This is a genomic window from Neptuniibacter sp. QD37_6 (assembly GCF_047778085.1).
Lineage (GTDB): Bacteria > Pseudomonadota > Gammaproteobacteria > Pseudomonadales > Balneatricaceae > Neptuniibacter.
Genome location: NZ_CP180550.1, coordinates 1,763,824 through 1,775,878 on the forward strand (window position 1 = coordinate 1,763,824; position 12,055 = coordinate 1,775,878).

Below are 12,055 nucleotides of genomic sequence, written 5' to 3' on the forward strand. Positions count from 1 at the left end.
GTAGTTATTTTTTTAGTTTTGTAACCGTCTCTTCAATTGAGGTCAGGATGCCACGAAGCATATTCAGCTCAGTTTTTTCAGGACGTGAGCGGTTGAAGTAACGGTGTAATTTTTCCAGTACTTTACCCTCATGCTGAGGGATGATGAAATCGGTCAATCGTAGCACTTTCTCTAAGTGCTCGTAGAATAGAGCCATCTCTTTATGGCGAGGGTATTCGCTTTCAATATCGTCATAGCTTTTGTTTTCCGCTGCCATAAATATCTCGTAGCAAAGAAGCTGGATTGCTTGAGATACGTTGAGCACTGGATACTCTGGGTTAGCAGGGATGTAAACATGGTAGTTACATTGCGCTAATTCATGGTTATGAAGGCCCATAGTTTCACGACCAAATACGATAGCCACTTCACCTGATTTAGCTTCAGCCACTACACGTTCCGCGCCTTTGCGTGCATCCAGAAGGGGGCGGTCGAAGGTACGTTTAGTACGCGCACTGGTGCCAATCACTAGCTGGCAATCGCCAATCGCTTCTTCAAGTGTGTTAACAACGATGGCGCTATCTAATAGATCTTTTGCGCCAGCAGCGCGAGAATCAGCTTCTGCGCTTGGGTAATCTTCTGGTTCAACCAGATAGAGTTTGCTTAGCCCCATGTTTTTCATAGCGCGTGCAGCTGCGCCGATATTGCCGGGGTGGAATGTATTGATCAGTACAACTCGAACGTTCGATAACATTTTTAATGGTTCTCACAATGAATCTATAAAACGATTCAGATCATAAATGAATCGCTCTTTATGCCATAAATGCGGAGAGTGGTCCGATTGCTCATAAATATGCAATTCTGAACCCTCGATACTTTTATTAACCCACTGTTGTAGCTCAGCGCTATAGAACTGGCTTTCATCGCCGTAGATCAGCAGGGTAGGTAGTTTAATGCTAGATACAACGTCACGGTAATCTTGCTGGGTAATGCTATCCCAGCAGCGGGTTAGCAGATCGCCAGGTTGCTTCTGCAGATATTTACGCATCTGCTGGAAGCCACGAGAGTTTTGCTCGTAATTTTCTCTGGAACGTTGATTTTTACCAAAGGCAATCAGCTCAAGTACTGCCTCAGCGAAATTTTCGGTCAGGCGGTGAATGAAGGCGCTGTTGGATGCTTGCGAGAAATCACTGTATACGCCGTGTTGCCATTCATCATCGGTAATTAGCTTTGGTGATTGGTCGACAATGCAAAGCCCGCGGAGGCGCTTATCACCATGTCGACGTAAGTACTCCCAAGAAGTCAGTGCGCCCATAGAGTGTCCAATGAGGACCGCATCTTCTATCTTAAGGTGCTCGAGCATAGCTTCGAGGTCGTCAGCCATCGCAGGTAAGCTAATATCCCTTTCTTTGTGATAAAAGTGAGCACCATGCCCGCGAGCGTCCCAGCTTACCACACGGTGGTTTTCTGCTAGCTCAGAAGCGAAGGGGAGCCATTCCCGAACACTCGCCGTCCAGCCGTGAAGAAAAACTAAGGTGGTTTCACCTTCACCGAGAGATATGTAATGGATCTCAGTGCCGTCTGGTCGTGTGAAGTGTTCCATGGGGTTAATCTGTGCCTTATATAAAAAACGGGGCTATAGCCCCGTTTCATAAAACTGATTAATTAGATCAGCTTAGATCTTTTTAGCTTGATCAACAGCGTTACCGATGTAGCTATGAGGAGTCAGTTCTTTAAGTGACTGCTTAGCTTCTTCTGGCATGTCCAAAGTATCAACAAACGCTAGGATTGTTTCTTTGCTCATGTCCTGGCCACGAGTCAGCGCTTTTAGCTTCTCGTAAGGCTCTTCGATAGCGTAACGACGCATTACTGTTTGGATAGGTTCTGCTAGAACTTCCCAAGCATTTTCTAGATCTTCGTTTAGCTGAGCTGGGTTAAGCTCAAGCTTGCTGATACCTTTCAGGCTAGACTGATAAGCGATCAAGCTGTAACCGAAACCAACGCCCATGTTACGTAGAACAGTAGAGTCAGTTAGGTCGCGCTGCCAGCGAGAAATCGGTAGTTTCTGCGCTAGGTGGCTCATGATTGCGTTCGCAATGCCCAAGTTACCTTCGGAGTTTTCGAAGTCAATTGGGTTAACTTTATGCGGCATAGTAGAGGAGCCAACTTCACCAGCAATAGTTTTCTGCTTGAAGTATGCCTGAGAGATGTAACCCCATACGTCACGATCGAAGTCGATTAGGATCGTGTTGAAACGAGCAACTGCATCGAAAAGCTCAGCAATGTAGTCGTGTGGCTCGATCTGAGTTGTGTATGGGTTAAAAGATAGGCCAAGGCTCTCAACGAAGTCTTTAGCGTCCTGTTCCCAGTCGATGTCAGCGTAAGCAGATAGGTGAGCGTTGTAGTTACCAACCGCACCGTTGATCTTACCTAGAAGCTCAACATTCTGAAGCTGTTTTATCTGACGCTGCATACGGTAAGCAACGTTAGCCATCTCTTTACCAACAGTTGTTGGAGAGGCAGTCTGACCGTGAGTACGTGAAAGCATTGGTTGCTCAGCAAATTCACGACCCATCTTAGCGATTTCGTCAGTTACTTGCTGCATCTGTGGAACTACAACATCAAGACCGTTTTTCAGCATAAGTGCGTGAGAAAGGTTGTTAATGTCTTCAGATGTGCAGGCAAAGTGAACAAATTCATTGATCGCCATTAGCTCAGCGTTATCTTTGAATTTGTCTTTAATGAAGTACTCAACCGCTTTTACATCGTGGTTAGTAGTACGTTCGATCGTTTTAACAGCCTGAGCGTCTTCAGGACCGAAGTTGTCAACGATCGAGTTCAGCAGAGCATCAGCTTCAGAGCTTAACGCTGGAACTTCAGTGATTTGTGGATGCGCAGCTAGTTTTTGTAACCAACGAACTTCAACTTCAACGCGGAAGCGAATCAGGCCATATTCACTAAAAACATCACGCAGGTCAGCTGTTTTGCTGCCATAGCGGCCATCAACCGGAGAAACGGCTGTCAGTGCAGAAAGCTCCATGAATCGATCTCTACCTTTTAGGTTAAAAAGAAGGCGCGCATTATACCTGAGTCGAGTGACTTTTCGTAGGGGTATATGGATAAAGGGCGGCCCAAGTTCTAAGCTTAAACTGTCGCTACACAATATAGCTAAATTTAGCTGAAATTGAGGAGGGTAGTTATATGACTATGTCTGTTACCGGCTCCTTTGGGTCCAGCGACCAAACCAAACTGGTATTTGATGACCTGATGGCTAATGGAGTGCCAAGAGAGCAAGTATTTATAGATAAAAGCTGCAATATGGTCAAAGTATTGATAGCTGACGCTGCTGAGAGTGATATTGAAGCTATGCTTCGTAGTCACGACGCAAATGAGTTATCGGTTCGTCACGCGTAACTTTGTAATCGATACATAAAATAGATGGGTAAATAAAAAAACCGGATGCTTTAACGAGCTATCCGGTTTTTTTATCTAAATATCGTTACCTCTTATGAGGTTCCCATAATCTTTTTAAGGGAAGGGCGTAGGCGAGATTTGAAGAACAATAACTGCCAGCGTTTGCCGCCTTTCTGACGCCATAGCATTGCACTACGAATACCGGCTAAAAGTAGCGCACGTATTTTTGCTGCGTTTTCACTGTTTTGTAGGTGGCGGGGATCGCCCGTCACTTGAATTCGGAAGCTAAAGCTACTGATCGTATCTTGGTAAAGGCTTGCAATATTTGCGATTACATTTGGATGGCAGTAACTGCTCGCAGTTGGCTCACTGTCTGGCTGATCAGAATTAAAGTAGCGAGCTTGCTCAGATACCTGAGCTAAACGTTGCGCTACTTTGTTTAGCATTTCTGGATCGCTGCTAAGCTTGCGCTCAAGGTGCATCATGCTTAGTGCGTAGCGAATCACATCTTTGTTATGTTCAGCTCGCGGTTTATCAATCAGATCTCTTAGGTTTTGCAGGCCTAAGTGTAGATTGAAAGGTAGGTCGTTGGCGCCGCCATAGATCTCTTCTGTCGATGCAGGGTTTAACTGCATAATGCTATAGACCGATGTTTCTAAGCTGTCTTGAGCAACCATGCCTCTCGTTGCAATTTGTTCAACGAGAGCAGCTGCTTGAAATAAACCAGCTAGGCCCAGCGCTTGTTCGTCATGCTGTCGTGACATTGGGGCCTCCTAGTCGTTTTTGCCTGTATGTTCGATAACACCACCACCTAGGCAGATATCTTCTGCGTAGATAACCACTGATTGTCCGGGTGTGATAGCGCGTTGTGGTTCTGCAAAGCGGATTAGATAACCACTGTCACCGTGACGTTCGATCGTGCATGCCTGATCGGTCTGACGGTAACGTACTTTGGCTGTGCAGCTATATGGCAATGCAGGCTCTTCATCATTGATCCAGAAGATTTCATCGGCTGTAAGCCAATCGGTAAATAACAGATCATTCTGTTTGCCTTGAACGGCGATCAAAACGTTACGATCCAGATCTTTACCTGCTACAAACCATGGCTCTTCTGGGTAATCTTTAAGACCGCCGATCTGAAGCCCTTGGCGCTGACCAATGGTGTAGTACATCAAACCAGAGTGTTCACCAATCACATCGCCCTTAGGTGTTTCGATTTTGCCAGGCTGGGCCGGTAAGTACTGCTTGAGGAAGTCGCTAAATCTGCGCTCACCAATAAAGCAGATTCCGGTACTGTCTTTCTTGTTGTGAGTGATTAGGTCATGCTCTTCAGCAAGTTTACGAACTTCGGGTTTTTCCAGTTCGCCAACAGGGAAGAGGGTCTTTTCAATTTCAACCTGACCTACTTGATGCAAGAAGTAGCTCTGGTCTTTATTTTTATCTAGCCCTTTTAACAGACGCGTTTTGCCGTCGCGATCACCGCGGCGAACATAATGGCCGGTTGCGATGTAATCAGCACCAAGTTCGATTGCATACTCAAGGAATGCTTTAAACTTGATTTCACGGTTACACAAAATATCAGGGTTAGGTGTACGGCCTGCTTTGTATTCCTCTAGGAAATGCTCAAATACATTATCCCAGTACTCGGCAGCAAAGTTTGCTGTGTGTAGATGAATGCCAAGCTTGTCACAAACTGCTTGGGCATCAGCTAGATCTTCTTTGGCGGTACAGTATTCAGTGCCATCATCCTCGTCCCAGTTTTTCATGAACAGGCCTTCGACTTGATAGCCTTGTTGCATTAACAGTAATGCTGAAACGGATGAATCTACGCCGCCGGACATGCCGACGATCACTTTGGTATTGCTGTGATCAGTCATGTGTTTATTCAGTTAATTGCTATATTCGTGTATCAGATCTAGAGGGTATTGCTTACCAGCTAGGTAATCATCAATACATTTCAAAACCATTGGGCTACGCAGTTTGTCTGTGTGAGCAACAATCTCATCGCGTGTCATCCAAACAGCGCGAATGATACCTTCATCGAGTTCACGCTCTGGTTCGTGCTTAATCGCTTCGGCATAGAAGCAGGCACGATGATAGGTTGTATTGTTATTACCGGATTTATAGACGTAAAACCCCGTTAAATATTTAGGACTTACGTGCCATGCAGACTCTTCTAATGTTTCTCTGCATGCTGCTTCTATAAAGGTTTCGCCTTCTTCAATATGGCCCGCAGGCTGATTGAAAACTATTTCACCTGAAGATCTTTCTTCTACCAAAAGGAACTTGCCTTCCATTTCTACGATGACAGCAACTGTTGCGTGTGGATGCCAATCCATCATATTCCTCGGTAATTACTCCAATATTTATTGGATAGATGACTCAAAAATTAGTTCGACACAATACCATCAAACCAGTGTTTTTAATAGGTTATAAGCCTATTGAGCATTGCTTCTTTAATAGCTTTTGGTGGTATGATTTGAATATCAATTTAGAGAGGAATTACCATGGCAACAACTCAAGTGATTGTCGCTACAGACAATTTCGATATTGGCGCACTGTCAGAAAGTGTAAGAGCTGATGATGCGACTAGTGGGGCCATAGTCACTTTTACTGGAATCGTTCGCGAATTAGAGATAGCTGATAATCAGCTCGATGCTCTTTTTCTTGAGCATTACCCAGGTATGACCGAGAAAGCGCTTGAGAAGATTGCTACGCAGGCACGTGAACGCTGGGAGCTTGGCAACATCGTAATTTATCATCGTGTTGGACGCTTAGACCTTAACGAGAATATCGTTTTTGTCGGTGTCGGTAGTGCCCATCGCGTAAATGCATTTGAAGCGGCTCAATTCATCATGGATTACCTAAAGAAAGATGCGCCTTTCTGGAAGAAAGAGATCTCCAATGAGGGCGAGCACTGGGTAGAGCAAAAAGAGAGCGATCTAAAAGCCGCTGATTCTTGGTAACTACAGCAAAAAATGGGGATACGTGGATGGTAACTTGTTACTTGCGCTATGTGATCGATCCGGACAAAGTTGCTGAGTTCGAGCACTATGCAAAACTATGGATTCCGCTGGTTGATAAGTTTGGTGGTCAACATCATGGTTATTTCCTACCGTCTGAAGGGGCTAACAACATCGCACTAGCATTGTTCAGCTTTCCTAGTCTCGCAGCTTATGAACAATACCGGATAGATTCCTTTAAAGACTCTGAATGCATGGCTGCATTTGATTATGCAAAGCAGACCAAATGCATTCAGAGTTATGAGCGCAGCTTCTTTAAGCCTGTGTTTGGTGAATAAGGTTTAATCTTTTCACATAGGAAGAAGGTCTTGCTCCGCTTGCTTTCTTAACCTCTGTGTTAATCTTTGAAATAGTCCCGATTTAAGGCTCCAGATATGCCAATAAAGTGGGACTTCGATAAACCTTCCAGGGGTCATATCAACTACTTTCCCTGAAGCCTGTATCTCTGCACTTTGCTGATCGGGCACCATGCCACAAGCGTGGCCGCGAATGATGATATTGAAAAACGATTCAGTAGATGGAATACGGTGTTTCGGATATTCGTTTGGGCCAATCTTAAAATTGTCCTTTAGATATCTGTTCTGAAGCTCATCCTTATTGCTAAATTCAGCAACAGGCGCATTGTAAAAGCCTTCTGTGTTTATACCGTCAGGGAAATATTTATTGATGTAATCGGGGCTAGCAAGACAACGATAAATCATGACACCAAGTGGGATACAGCTGCAGCCTTGCATTGGTTTTGGATTAGAGCTGATGCACCCGATCACTTGACCTGTTTTAAGAAAGTGATGAGTCTGATCTTGATCGTCCAGTTTAAGATCTAGAAGGATTTTTTCGTCATCAAGAAGCGGTTTAACTGCGTCCAAAAACCAAGTAGCCAAGCTATCTGCATTTAATCCAATAGAAATTTTTGTAAAGCTATCTGATTGCTCAAGTGAGATCTGTTCCTGTAGTTCTGCTTGTAGCAGAGATACTTGGTGGTAATGCTTCAGTAACAGCTGCCCAGCCGTTGTCGCTTGTATAGGCGTATTTCTGATAATCAGTGTTTGTCCAACACTGTCCTCTAGCTGTTTTAAGCGCTGAGATACAGCTGATTGAGAGATATTGAGCTTCTCTGCGGCCTTATCAAAATTACCTTCTTCGAGAATTGCTGCAAGTGCTTGGAGCTGTTTGTAATCTATCATTAGAAAAACTTATCAATCATTAGAATTATTAGTTTTACTGGCTAGTGAGATTCTAGCACTATGCCTGCCATTATTCAGGGGGGCAGTATGGTATCCATTTTCACAGGCGCGGCTTTGGCAGCATTGATAAAGGGCTTGGCTACAAGTGCAGGTCTAATTGTTGCGATGGGAAGCCAAAATACCTTTGTCTTTACTCAAGGCTTACGCCGTCAGTTCCACTGGCCGATTGCAGCCTTGTGCGCCTTGATTGATATGATTTTAATTGCTGTTGGCGTGGCAGGTATGGGTATCTTAATCGCGCAATCAGAGAGCTGGATGTTCGCGGCTCGGATCGGCGGGGCAGCATTTCTGTTTGTATATGGCGCTCAGTCCCTGAGCAAAGCTTTAAAGCCACAAGTCATGAAAGAAAATGAAATAGCTTTGAGTGGTTTAGGTAAAGCCTTGATCGTTACTTTGGCGATTACACTGCTCAATCCCCATGTGTATTTGGATACTGTTGTGCTTTTAGGGAGTATAGGTGGGCAATACCCAGAGCCTGAGAGAGTATGGTTTGCTATCGGCGCGATGGGGTTTTCATGCTTTTGGTTTTGGCTGCTGGTCGCTGGAGCGAAGGTATGTCAGCCTATATTCAATAACCCAAGAGCATGGCAGATTATGGATTTGGTCATTTGGGTAACCATGTGGGCCATCGCGGTAACGCTGCTCTGGCCCATCATGTTTAGTCATTCGGGTTAATGCTGAGGGTCTAAATCTTTTGGCTTTTCATTTGGCCAGTGCTGGTGGCGATTAAAGCGTTTTTCCATATAACGGAATAAAAACACCAAAAGGGCACTGATAATTAGATAGATAACACCGGCTGCAAAGAATATTTCGAGCGGCGTATAAGTTCTAGCGATGATTGTGCGAGCCATACCCGTTAGATCGAGTAGTGTAATTGTGCTGGCTAGAGCGCTGCCTTTAAGCATTAGGATTACTTCGTTGCCATAGGCAGGCATCATAATGCCAAATGCGCGAGGTAGGATGATACGACGCAGCATAAGTGGGTAGCTCATACCTAAGGCTTTAGCGGCTTCAATCTCGCCTTTAGGGATAGATTGAATAGCACCGCGGAGTATCTCAGCGATATAAGCCGCAGTATGGAGCGCAAAGGTGATGATGGCACACCAGTACGGTTCTTTAAGAATAGGCCAAAGCGCAGAGTTCTTAATGAATTCAAACTGAGAAGCGCCGTAGTACACCAAGAAGATCTGTATCAACAGTGGCGTGCCACGGAAAAAGAAGATGTAAGCCAGAGGAAAGGCTTGTAGCCAAGGGCGCTTAGAGATACGCATCAATGCCAATGGCACGGCAAGCATTAGACCGATAAATCCAGAAAAGAGGACAAGCTCAAGGGTCAGTAGAGCGCCTTCTAATAGGCGAGGGTAGTTTTCAAAAATGACATCCCATTCCCAACTCATGCGCGTGCTCCTTTATAACCGCGATTAGCTTTTCGCTCTAGGTAATGTAAGCCGATCATTGAGATTGAAGTCATGAGGAGATAAACCACTGCTGCGGCTAAGTAGAAAGTAAAAGGCTCTTTGGTATTTCCAACGGCAACGGTGGTTTGGCGCATAAGTTCGTTAAGACCTATAACAGAAACCAGTGCTGTATCTTTTAAAAGAACTAAGAATAGGTTGCCTAAACCGGGTAAAGCTAAGCGCCAAACTTGTGGCAAGGTGATGCGTCGAAAGGTTTGGAAACCCGTCATACCAAGAGCAATAGCTGCTTCTTTTTGGCCCTTGGGTATTTCTTGAAGTGCACTACGGAAGACTTCAGTGGCATATGCACCAAAGGCGATACTTAGTGCGATTACGCCGGCAACAAATGGACTTAGCTCTATATATTCGTCATAACCAAACAAGCTGGCGATCGCCATCAAAACGGCAGATGAACCAAAATAGATTGTCAGGACGAGTAGTAACTCAGGCATGCCCCGTATAAACAGGGTGTAACCATTACCAATAGCGTTAGCAACTTTGTATTTAGATAGCTTTGCGCTTGCACCTAAAACCCCGAAAACGAGGCCAATGACTAAGCTGCAAATAGCTAATTGAACGGTTATCCAAGCGCCACTGATTAAGAGGTGCCCAAAGCCCTGAAGATCCATATAGATATACCTGATGAAACAGGAAAAGCAGGTTTTATCCTGCTTTTCCCTAGTTTTCAGTGTTTAAGCTTAGTAGATAGAGAATGGGAAGTACTTAGCGTTAATCTTTTCGTAAGTCCCGTTCTCGATAATCGCTTTTAATGCTTGGTTGAACTTCTCTTTCAATTCACCATCGCGTTTACGGACAGCAATAGCGATCTTGTCGTTAACATCGATCTTATCGCCACGAAATTCGAAGTTTTTACCTTCTTCAGTTTGTAACCAATCGTAAGCAGGTAGTTTGTCAGAAAGAATCGCATCCAAACGGCCGCTCGCTAGATCTAGATAAGCGTTACCTTGAGTGTCATATAGTTTGACTGAAGCTTTGTCGGAATAGTTATCTTCGAGGTGCTGGCCTGCAATCGTGGCACGTTGTGCGCCAATGGTTTTGCCTTTTAGGGCGTTTGGATCGAAATCGCCATCTTTACCGCTGACAAAACCAAGAGAGTTTGAGTAGTAGTGATCAGTAAACGCTACAACACGTTGACGCTCTGGTGTGATTGAAAGGCTGGCAATGATTGCATCGTACTTACGTGCTTTTAAGCCAGGAATGATGCCGTCCCAATCTTGAGCTACGATTTTGCAGTCAGCTTTCATCTCTTCACAAAGTGCTTTAGCAATATCTACATCAAAACCTGCTAGTTCGCCATCAGCATTGATTGTGTTGAAGGGCGCGTATGCACCTTCTGTAGCGATACGGATTTTATCGCCAGCAAAGGCAGGAGCTGCCAGAGTAGAGACAACAAGTGCTGTTGTTGTAATTAATTTCTTAAATCCCATCTTATGATCCTCGCGGAATATTTATTGTTAGTTGCAGGCTGGATTAGAAATGACTGCTTAAAAATGCTTTGCAGCGTTCAGATTTAGGATTGGTGAACACCTCATCAGGTGTGCCCATCTCCTCAATTTGGCCTTCGTGTAGAAATACAATTTTGCTGGATACTTCACGGGCAAAACGCATCTCATGGGTGACGATCAACATCGTGCGTCCTTCAGCTGCGAGATCTCGCATAACATTTAGCACTTCTGCGACAAGTTCTGGATCAAGTGCAGAGGTTGGTTCGTCAAAGAGTAAAACTTGGGGTTCCATCGCCAATGCGCGTGCTATAGCGATGCGTTGCTGTTGGCCACCGGATAGCTGGTTAGGGTAGCTATCTCGTTTGTCGTATAAGCCCACTTTTTTAAGATAGGTTTCTGCTTTATCTCTAGCAGTTTGCTTATCTTGTTTAAGGACATGAATTGGGGCTTCCATGATATTTTCGATCACGGTCATATGCGGCCATAGATTGAAGTTTTGAAATACAAAACCAATCGATGTACGGATTCGTTCTAACTGCTTTTGATCCGCTGTTTGCAAGCCTTCATCTTTGGTTTGCTTAAGCTTTAATGGCTCAGATGCAAAACTGATGCTTCCAGCGGAAGGGGATTCAAGTAGGTTAAGGCAACGTAAGAAGGTACTTTTACCTGAGCCGCTAGACCCCAAAATTGAGATCACATCGCCAACTTCAGCTTGTAGTGAGATGCCTTTAATAACCTCCAAAGATCCATAGCTTTTATGAAGGTCTTGTATTTCCAGAGCGAGCTTTGCGTCAGCCATAAAACCGGTACTCCAGTGTACCTTTTTAAACGAAAGCGGCGAATTACAGCAAAATCAGATAGTGTTCGCAATGGCAGATTGATCAAATGATCATGAATAAATTTGTTAATCTATACATGTCTGTAGCCCTTTAAATACGGGGCTTGTGGTGTATTAGTGGATTCTACTGTTTGAGCCGTTTTAACGGGATTCATTGCTGATCAATCTGCCAAAGACAGGTAATTCCACTAAACTAATTTTAGGCAAAAAATTTAAGGAAATTTGATGATTGTGGATATAAATTGTACAGATGTAATCCTGGAGGATGAGGTTGTTGCTCTGTATAAGGCTAATGAGTGGTCGTCTGCAGAAAAGCCAAAAGCGCTTTTAGCAGCACTAAGAAATTCACATAGTTTAATTACTGCTCGGATCGATGGCAGGCTAGTTGGTTTAGCCAATGCAATCTCAGATGGGCATCTCGTCGTTTATTATCCGCACATGCTGGTGGACCCAGATTTCCACCGTTGCGGCATCGGTAGCAAAATTATGCAGGCGATGAAAAAACGTTATAAAGGCTTCCACCAGCAGATGTTAACCGCTGATGGTAATGCGATTAGGTTTTATAAGTCCTTAGGGTTTGAGAAGGCAGGGGAAACGTCATCTATGTGGATCTATGAGGGAAAGGAGCACTAAGCGT

The 12,055-nt window shown here is 44.5% G+C and carries 16 protein-coding genes; 5 read left to right on the plus strand and 11 right to left on the minus strand.

From position 1 onward, the window contains the following. Positions 1-4 precede the first annotated feature (4 nt). The 3 genes from ACMXYO_RS08300 to purB all read right to left on the minus strand — a co-directional run bounded on the left by ACMXYO_RS08300 (position 5) and on the right by purB (position 3,016). On the minus strand, positions 5-730 hold the full coding sequence (locus tag ACMXYO_RS08300; protein WP_415888023.1) for an RNA methyltransferase: 726 nt from the start codon (positions 728-730) through the stop codon (positions 5-7). Positions 731-742: 12 nt separating this feature from the next. Further along, the gene (locus ACMXYO_RS08305) at positions 743-1,579 is read right to left on the minus strand and encodes an alpha/beta fold hydrolase (RefSeq protein WP_415881314.1); all 837 of its coding nucleotides are present in this window, start codon (positions 1,577-1,579) and stop codon (positions 743-745) included. A 72-nt stretch (positions 1,580-1,651) separates the two neighbouring features. Then, positions 1,652-3,016, minus strand: a complete 1,365-nt coding sequence (gene purB, locus ACMXYO_RS08310; protein ID WP_415888024.1) for an adenylosuccinate lyase — start codon at positions 3,014-3,016, stop codon at positions 1,652-1,654. A gap of 161 nt (positions 3,017-3,177) precedes the next feature. Between purB and ACMXYO_RS08315 the strand changes: the two genes are divergently transcribed. Further along, positions 3,178-3,390 carry a hypothetical protein gene (locus ACMXYO_RS08315; RefSeq protein WP_415881312.1) on the plus strand — a complete coding sequence of 71 codons (213 nt, stop codon included), beginning with the start codon at positions 3,178-3,180 and terminating at the stop codon, positions 3,388-3,390. Positions 3,391-3,482: 92 nt separating this feature from the next. On the opposite strand, the gene hflD is transcribed toward ACMXYO_RS08315, so the two are convergent. The 3 genes from hflD to ACMXYO_RS08330 are packed head-to-tail and all read right to left on the minus strand — an operon-like array spanning position 3,483 to position 5,729. Next, positions 3,483-4,154, minus strand: a complete 672-nt coding sequence (gene hflD / locus ACMXYO_RS08320; RefSeq protein WP_415881311.1) for a high frequency lysogenization protein HflD — start codon at positions 4,152-4,154, stop codon at positions 3,483-3,485. A gap of 9 nt (positions 4,155-4,163) precedes the next feature. Beyond that, positions 4,164-5,267: a tRNA 2-thiouridine(34) synthase MnmA gene (gene mnmA / locus ACMXYO_RS08325; RefSeq protein WP_415888025.1), complete on the minus strand. Its 1,104-nt coding sequence runs from the start codon at positions 5,265-5,267 to the stop codon at positions 4,164-4,166. Between the two features lie 12 nt (positions 5,268-5,279). Next, entirely contained in the window at positions 5,280-5,729 is a 450-nt protein-coding gene (locus ACMXYO_RS08330) for an NUDIX hydrolase (RefSeq protein WP_415881309.1), read from the minus strand. A 168-nt stretch (positions 5,730-5,897) separates the two neighbouring features. Here ACMXYO_RS08330 and moaE point away from each other — a divergent pair, with 168 nt between their 5' ends. Together moaE and ACMXYO_RS08340 are read left to right on the plus strand one after the other, a co-directional pair. Then, positions 5,898-6,356: a molybdopterin synthase catalytic subunit MoaE gene (moaE, locus tag ACMXYO_RS08335; RefSeq protein WP_415881308.1), complete on the plus strand. Its 459-nt coding sequence runs from the start codon at positions 5,898-5,900 to the stop codon at positions 6,354-6,356. Positions 6,357-6,382: 26 nt separating this feature from the next. Continuing rightward, positions 6,383-6,691: an NIPSNAP family protein gene (locus ACMXYO_RS08340; RefSeq protein WP_415881307.1), complete on the plus strand. Its 309-nt coding sequence runs from the start codon at positions 6,383-6,385 to the stop codon at positions 6,689-6,691. 12 nt (positions 6,692-6,703) lie between these two features. On the opposite strand, the gene ACMXYO_RS08345 is transcribed toward ACMXYO_RS08340, so the two are convergent. Continuing rightward, entirely contained in the window at positions 6,704-7,597 is an 894-nt protein-coding gene (locus tag ACMXYO_RS08345; protein WP_415888026.1) for a LysR family transcriptional regulator ArgP, read from the minus strand. 87 nt (positions 7,598-7,684) lie between these two features. Between ACMXYO_RS08345 and ACMXYO_RS08350 the strand changes: the two genes are divergently transcribed. Beyond that, on the plus strand, positions 7,685-8,332 hold the full coding sequence (locus ACMXYO_RS08350; RefSeq protein ID WP_415888027.1) for a LysE/ArgO family amino acid transporter: 648 nt from the start codon (positions 7,685-7,687) through the stop codon (positions 8,330-8,332). Here the strand turns inward: ACMXYO_RS08350 and ACMXYO_RS08355 are convergent. The 4 genes from ACMXYO_RS08355 to ACMXYO_RS08370 all read right to left on the minus strand — a co-directional run bounded on the left by ACMXYO_RS08355 (position 8,329) and on the right by ACMXYO_RS08370 (position 11,379). After that, on the minus strand, positions 8,329-9,054 hold the full coding sequence (locus ACMXYO_RS08355; protein WP_415881304.1) for an ABC transporter permease: 726 nt from the start codon (positions 9,052-9,054) through the stop codon (positions 8,329-8,331). The genes ACMXYO_RS08350 and ACMXYO_RS08355 overlap by 4 nt on opposite strands. Next, entirely contained in the window at positions 9,051-9,743 is a 693-nt protein-coding gene (locus tag ACMXYO_RS08360) for an ABC transporter permease (protein ID WP_415881303.1), read from the minus strand. Before ACMXYO_RS08360 ends, ACMXYO_RS08355 begins: the two co-directional genes overlap by 4 nt. Positions 9,744-9,812: 69 nt before the next feature. Beyond that, complete coding sequence (locus ACMXYO_RS08365) at positions 9,813-10,562, minus strand: ABC transporter substrate-binding protein (RefSeq protein WP_415881302.1); 750 nt, start codon at positions 10,560-10,562, stop codon at positions 9,813-9,815. Positions 10,563-10,605: 43 nt separating this feature from the next. Beyond that, complete coding sequence (locus ACMXYO_RS08370) at positions 10,606-11,379, minus strand: ABC transporter ATP-binding protein (protein WP_415888028.1); 774 nt, start codon at positions 11,377-11,379, stop codon at positions 10,606-10,608. Between the two features lie 264 nt (positions 11,380-11,643). Here ACMXYO_RS08370 and ACMXYO_RS08375 point away from each other — a divergent pair, with 264 nt between their 5' ends. Beyond that, positions 11,644-12,051 (plus strand): GNAT family N-acetyltransferase, encoded by a 408-nt coding sequence (locus ACMXYO_RS08375; protein WP_415888029.1) that lies wholly within the window; start codon positions 11,644-11,646, stop codon positions 12,049-12,051. Positions 12,052-12,055 lie beyond the last annotated feature (4 nt).

Bases quoted from the DNA above. Each gene is read 5' to 3' on its own strand.
- ACMXYO_RS08360 (WP_415881303.1), bottom strand. From the start codon at position 9,743: ATGGATCTTCAGGGCTTTGGGCACCTCTTAATCAGTGGCGCTTGGATA.
- ACMXYO_RS08340 (WP_415881307.1), top strand. From the start codon at position 6,383: ATGGTAACTTGTTACTTGCGCTATGTGATCGATCCGGACAAAGTTGCT.
- ACMXYO_RS08345 (WP_415888026.1), bottom strand. From the start codon at position 7,597: ATGATAGATTACAAACAGCTCCAAGCACTTGCAGCAATTCTCGAAGAA.
- ACMXYO_RS08350 (WP_415888027.1), top strand. From the start codon at position 7,685: ATGGTATCCATTTTCACAGGCGCGGCTTTGGCAGCATTGATAAAGGGC.
- mnmA (WP_415888025.1), bottom strand. From the start codon at position 5,267: ATGACTGATCACAGCAATACCAAAGTGATCGTCGGCATGTCCGGCGGC.
- ACMXYO_RS08375 (WP_415888029.1), top strand. From the start codon at position 11,644: ATGATTGTGGATATAAATTGTACAGATGTAATCCTGGAGGATGAGGTT.
- purB (WP_415888024.1), bottom strand. From the start codon at position 3,016: ATGGAGCTTTCTGCACTGACAGCCGTTTCTCCGGTTGATGGCCGCTAT.
- ACMXYO_RS08355 (WP_415881304.1), bottom strand. From the start codon at position 9,054: ATGAGTTGGGAATGGGATGTCATTTTTGAAAACTACCCTCGCCTATTA.
- ACMXYO_RS08305 (WP_415881314.1), bottom strand. From the start codon at position 1,579: ATGGAACACTTCACACGACCAGACGGCACTGAGATCCATTACATATCT.
- hflD (WP_415881311.1), bottom strand. From the start codon at position 4,154: ATGTCACGACAGCATGACGAACAAGCGCTGGGCCTAGCTGGTTTATTT.
- moaE (WP_415881308.1), top strand. From the start codon at position 5,898: ATGGCAACAACTCAAGTGATTGTCGCTACAGACAATTTCGATATTGGC.
- ACMXYO_RS08300 (WP_415888023.1), bottom strand. From the start codon at position 730: ATGTTATCGAACGTTCGAGTTGTACTGATCAATACATTCCACCCCGGC.
- ACMXYO_RS08330 (WP_415881309.1), bottom strand. From the start codon at position 5,729: ATGGATTGGCATCCACACGCAACAGTTGCTGTCATCGTAGAAATGGAA.
- ACMXYO_RS08370 (WP_415888028.1), bottom strand. From the start codon at position 11,379: ATGGCTGACGCAAAGCTCGCTCTGGAAATACAAGACCTTCATAAAAGC.
- ACMXYO_RS08365 (WP_415881302.1), bottom strand. From the start codon at position 10,562: ATGGGATTTAAGAAATTAATTACAACAACAGCACTTGTTGTCTCTACT.
- ACMXYO_RS08315 (WP_415881312.1), top strand. From the start codon at position 3,178: ATGACTATGTCTGTTACCGGCTCCTTTGGGTCCAGCGACCAAACCAAA.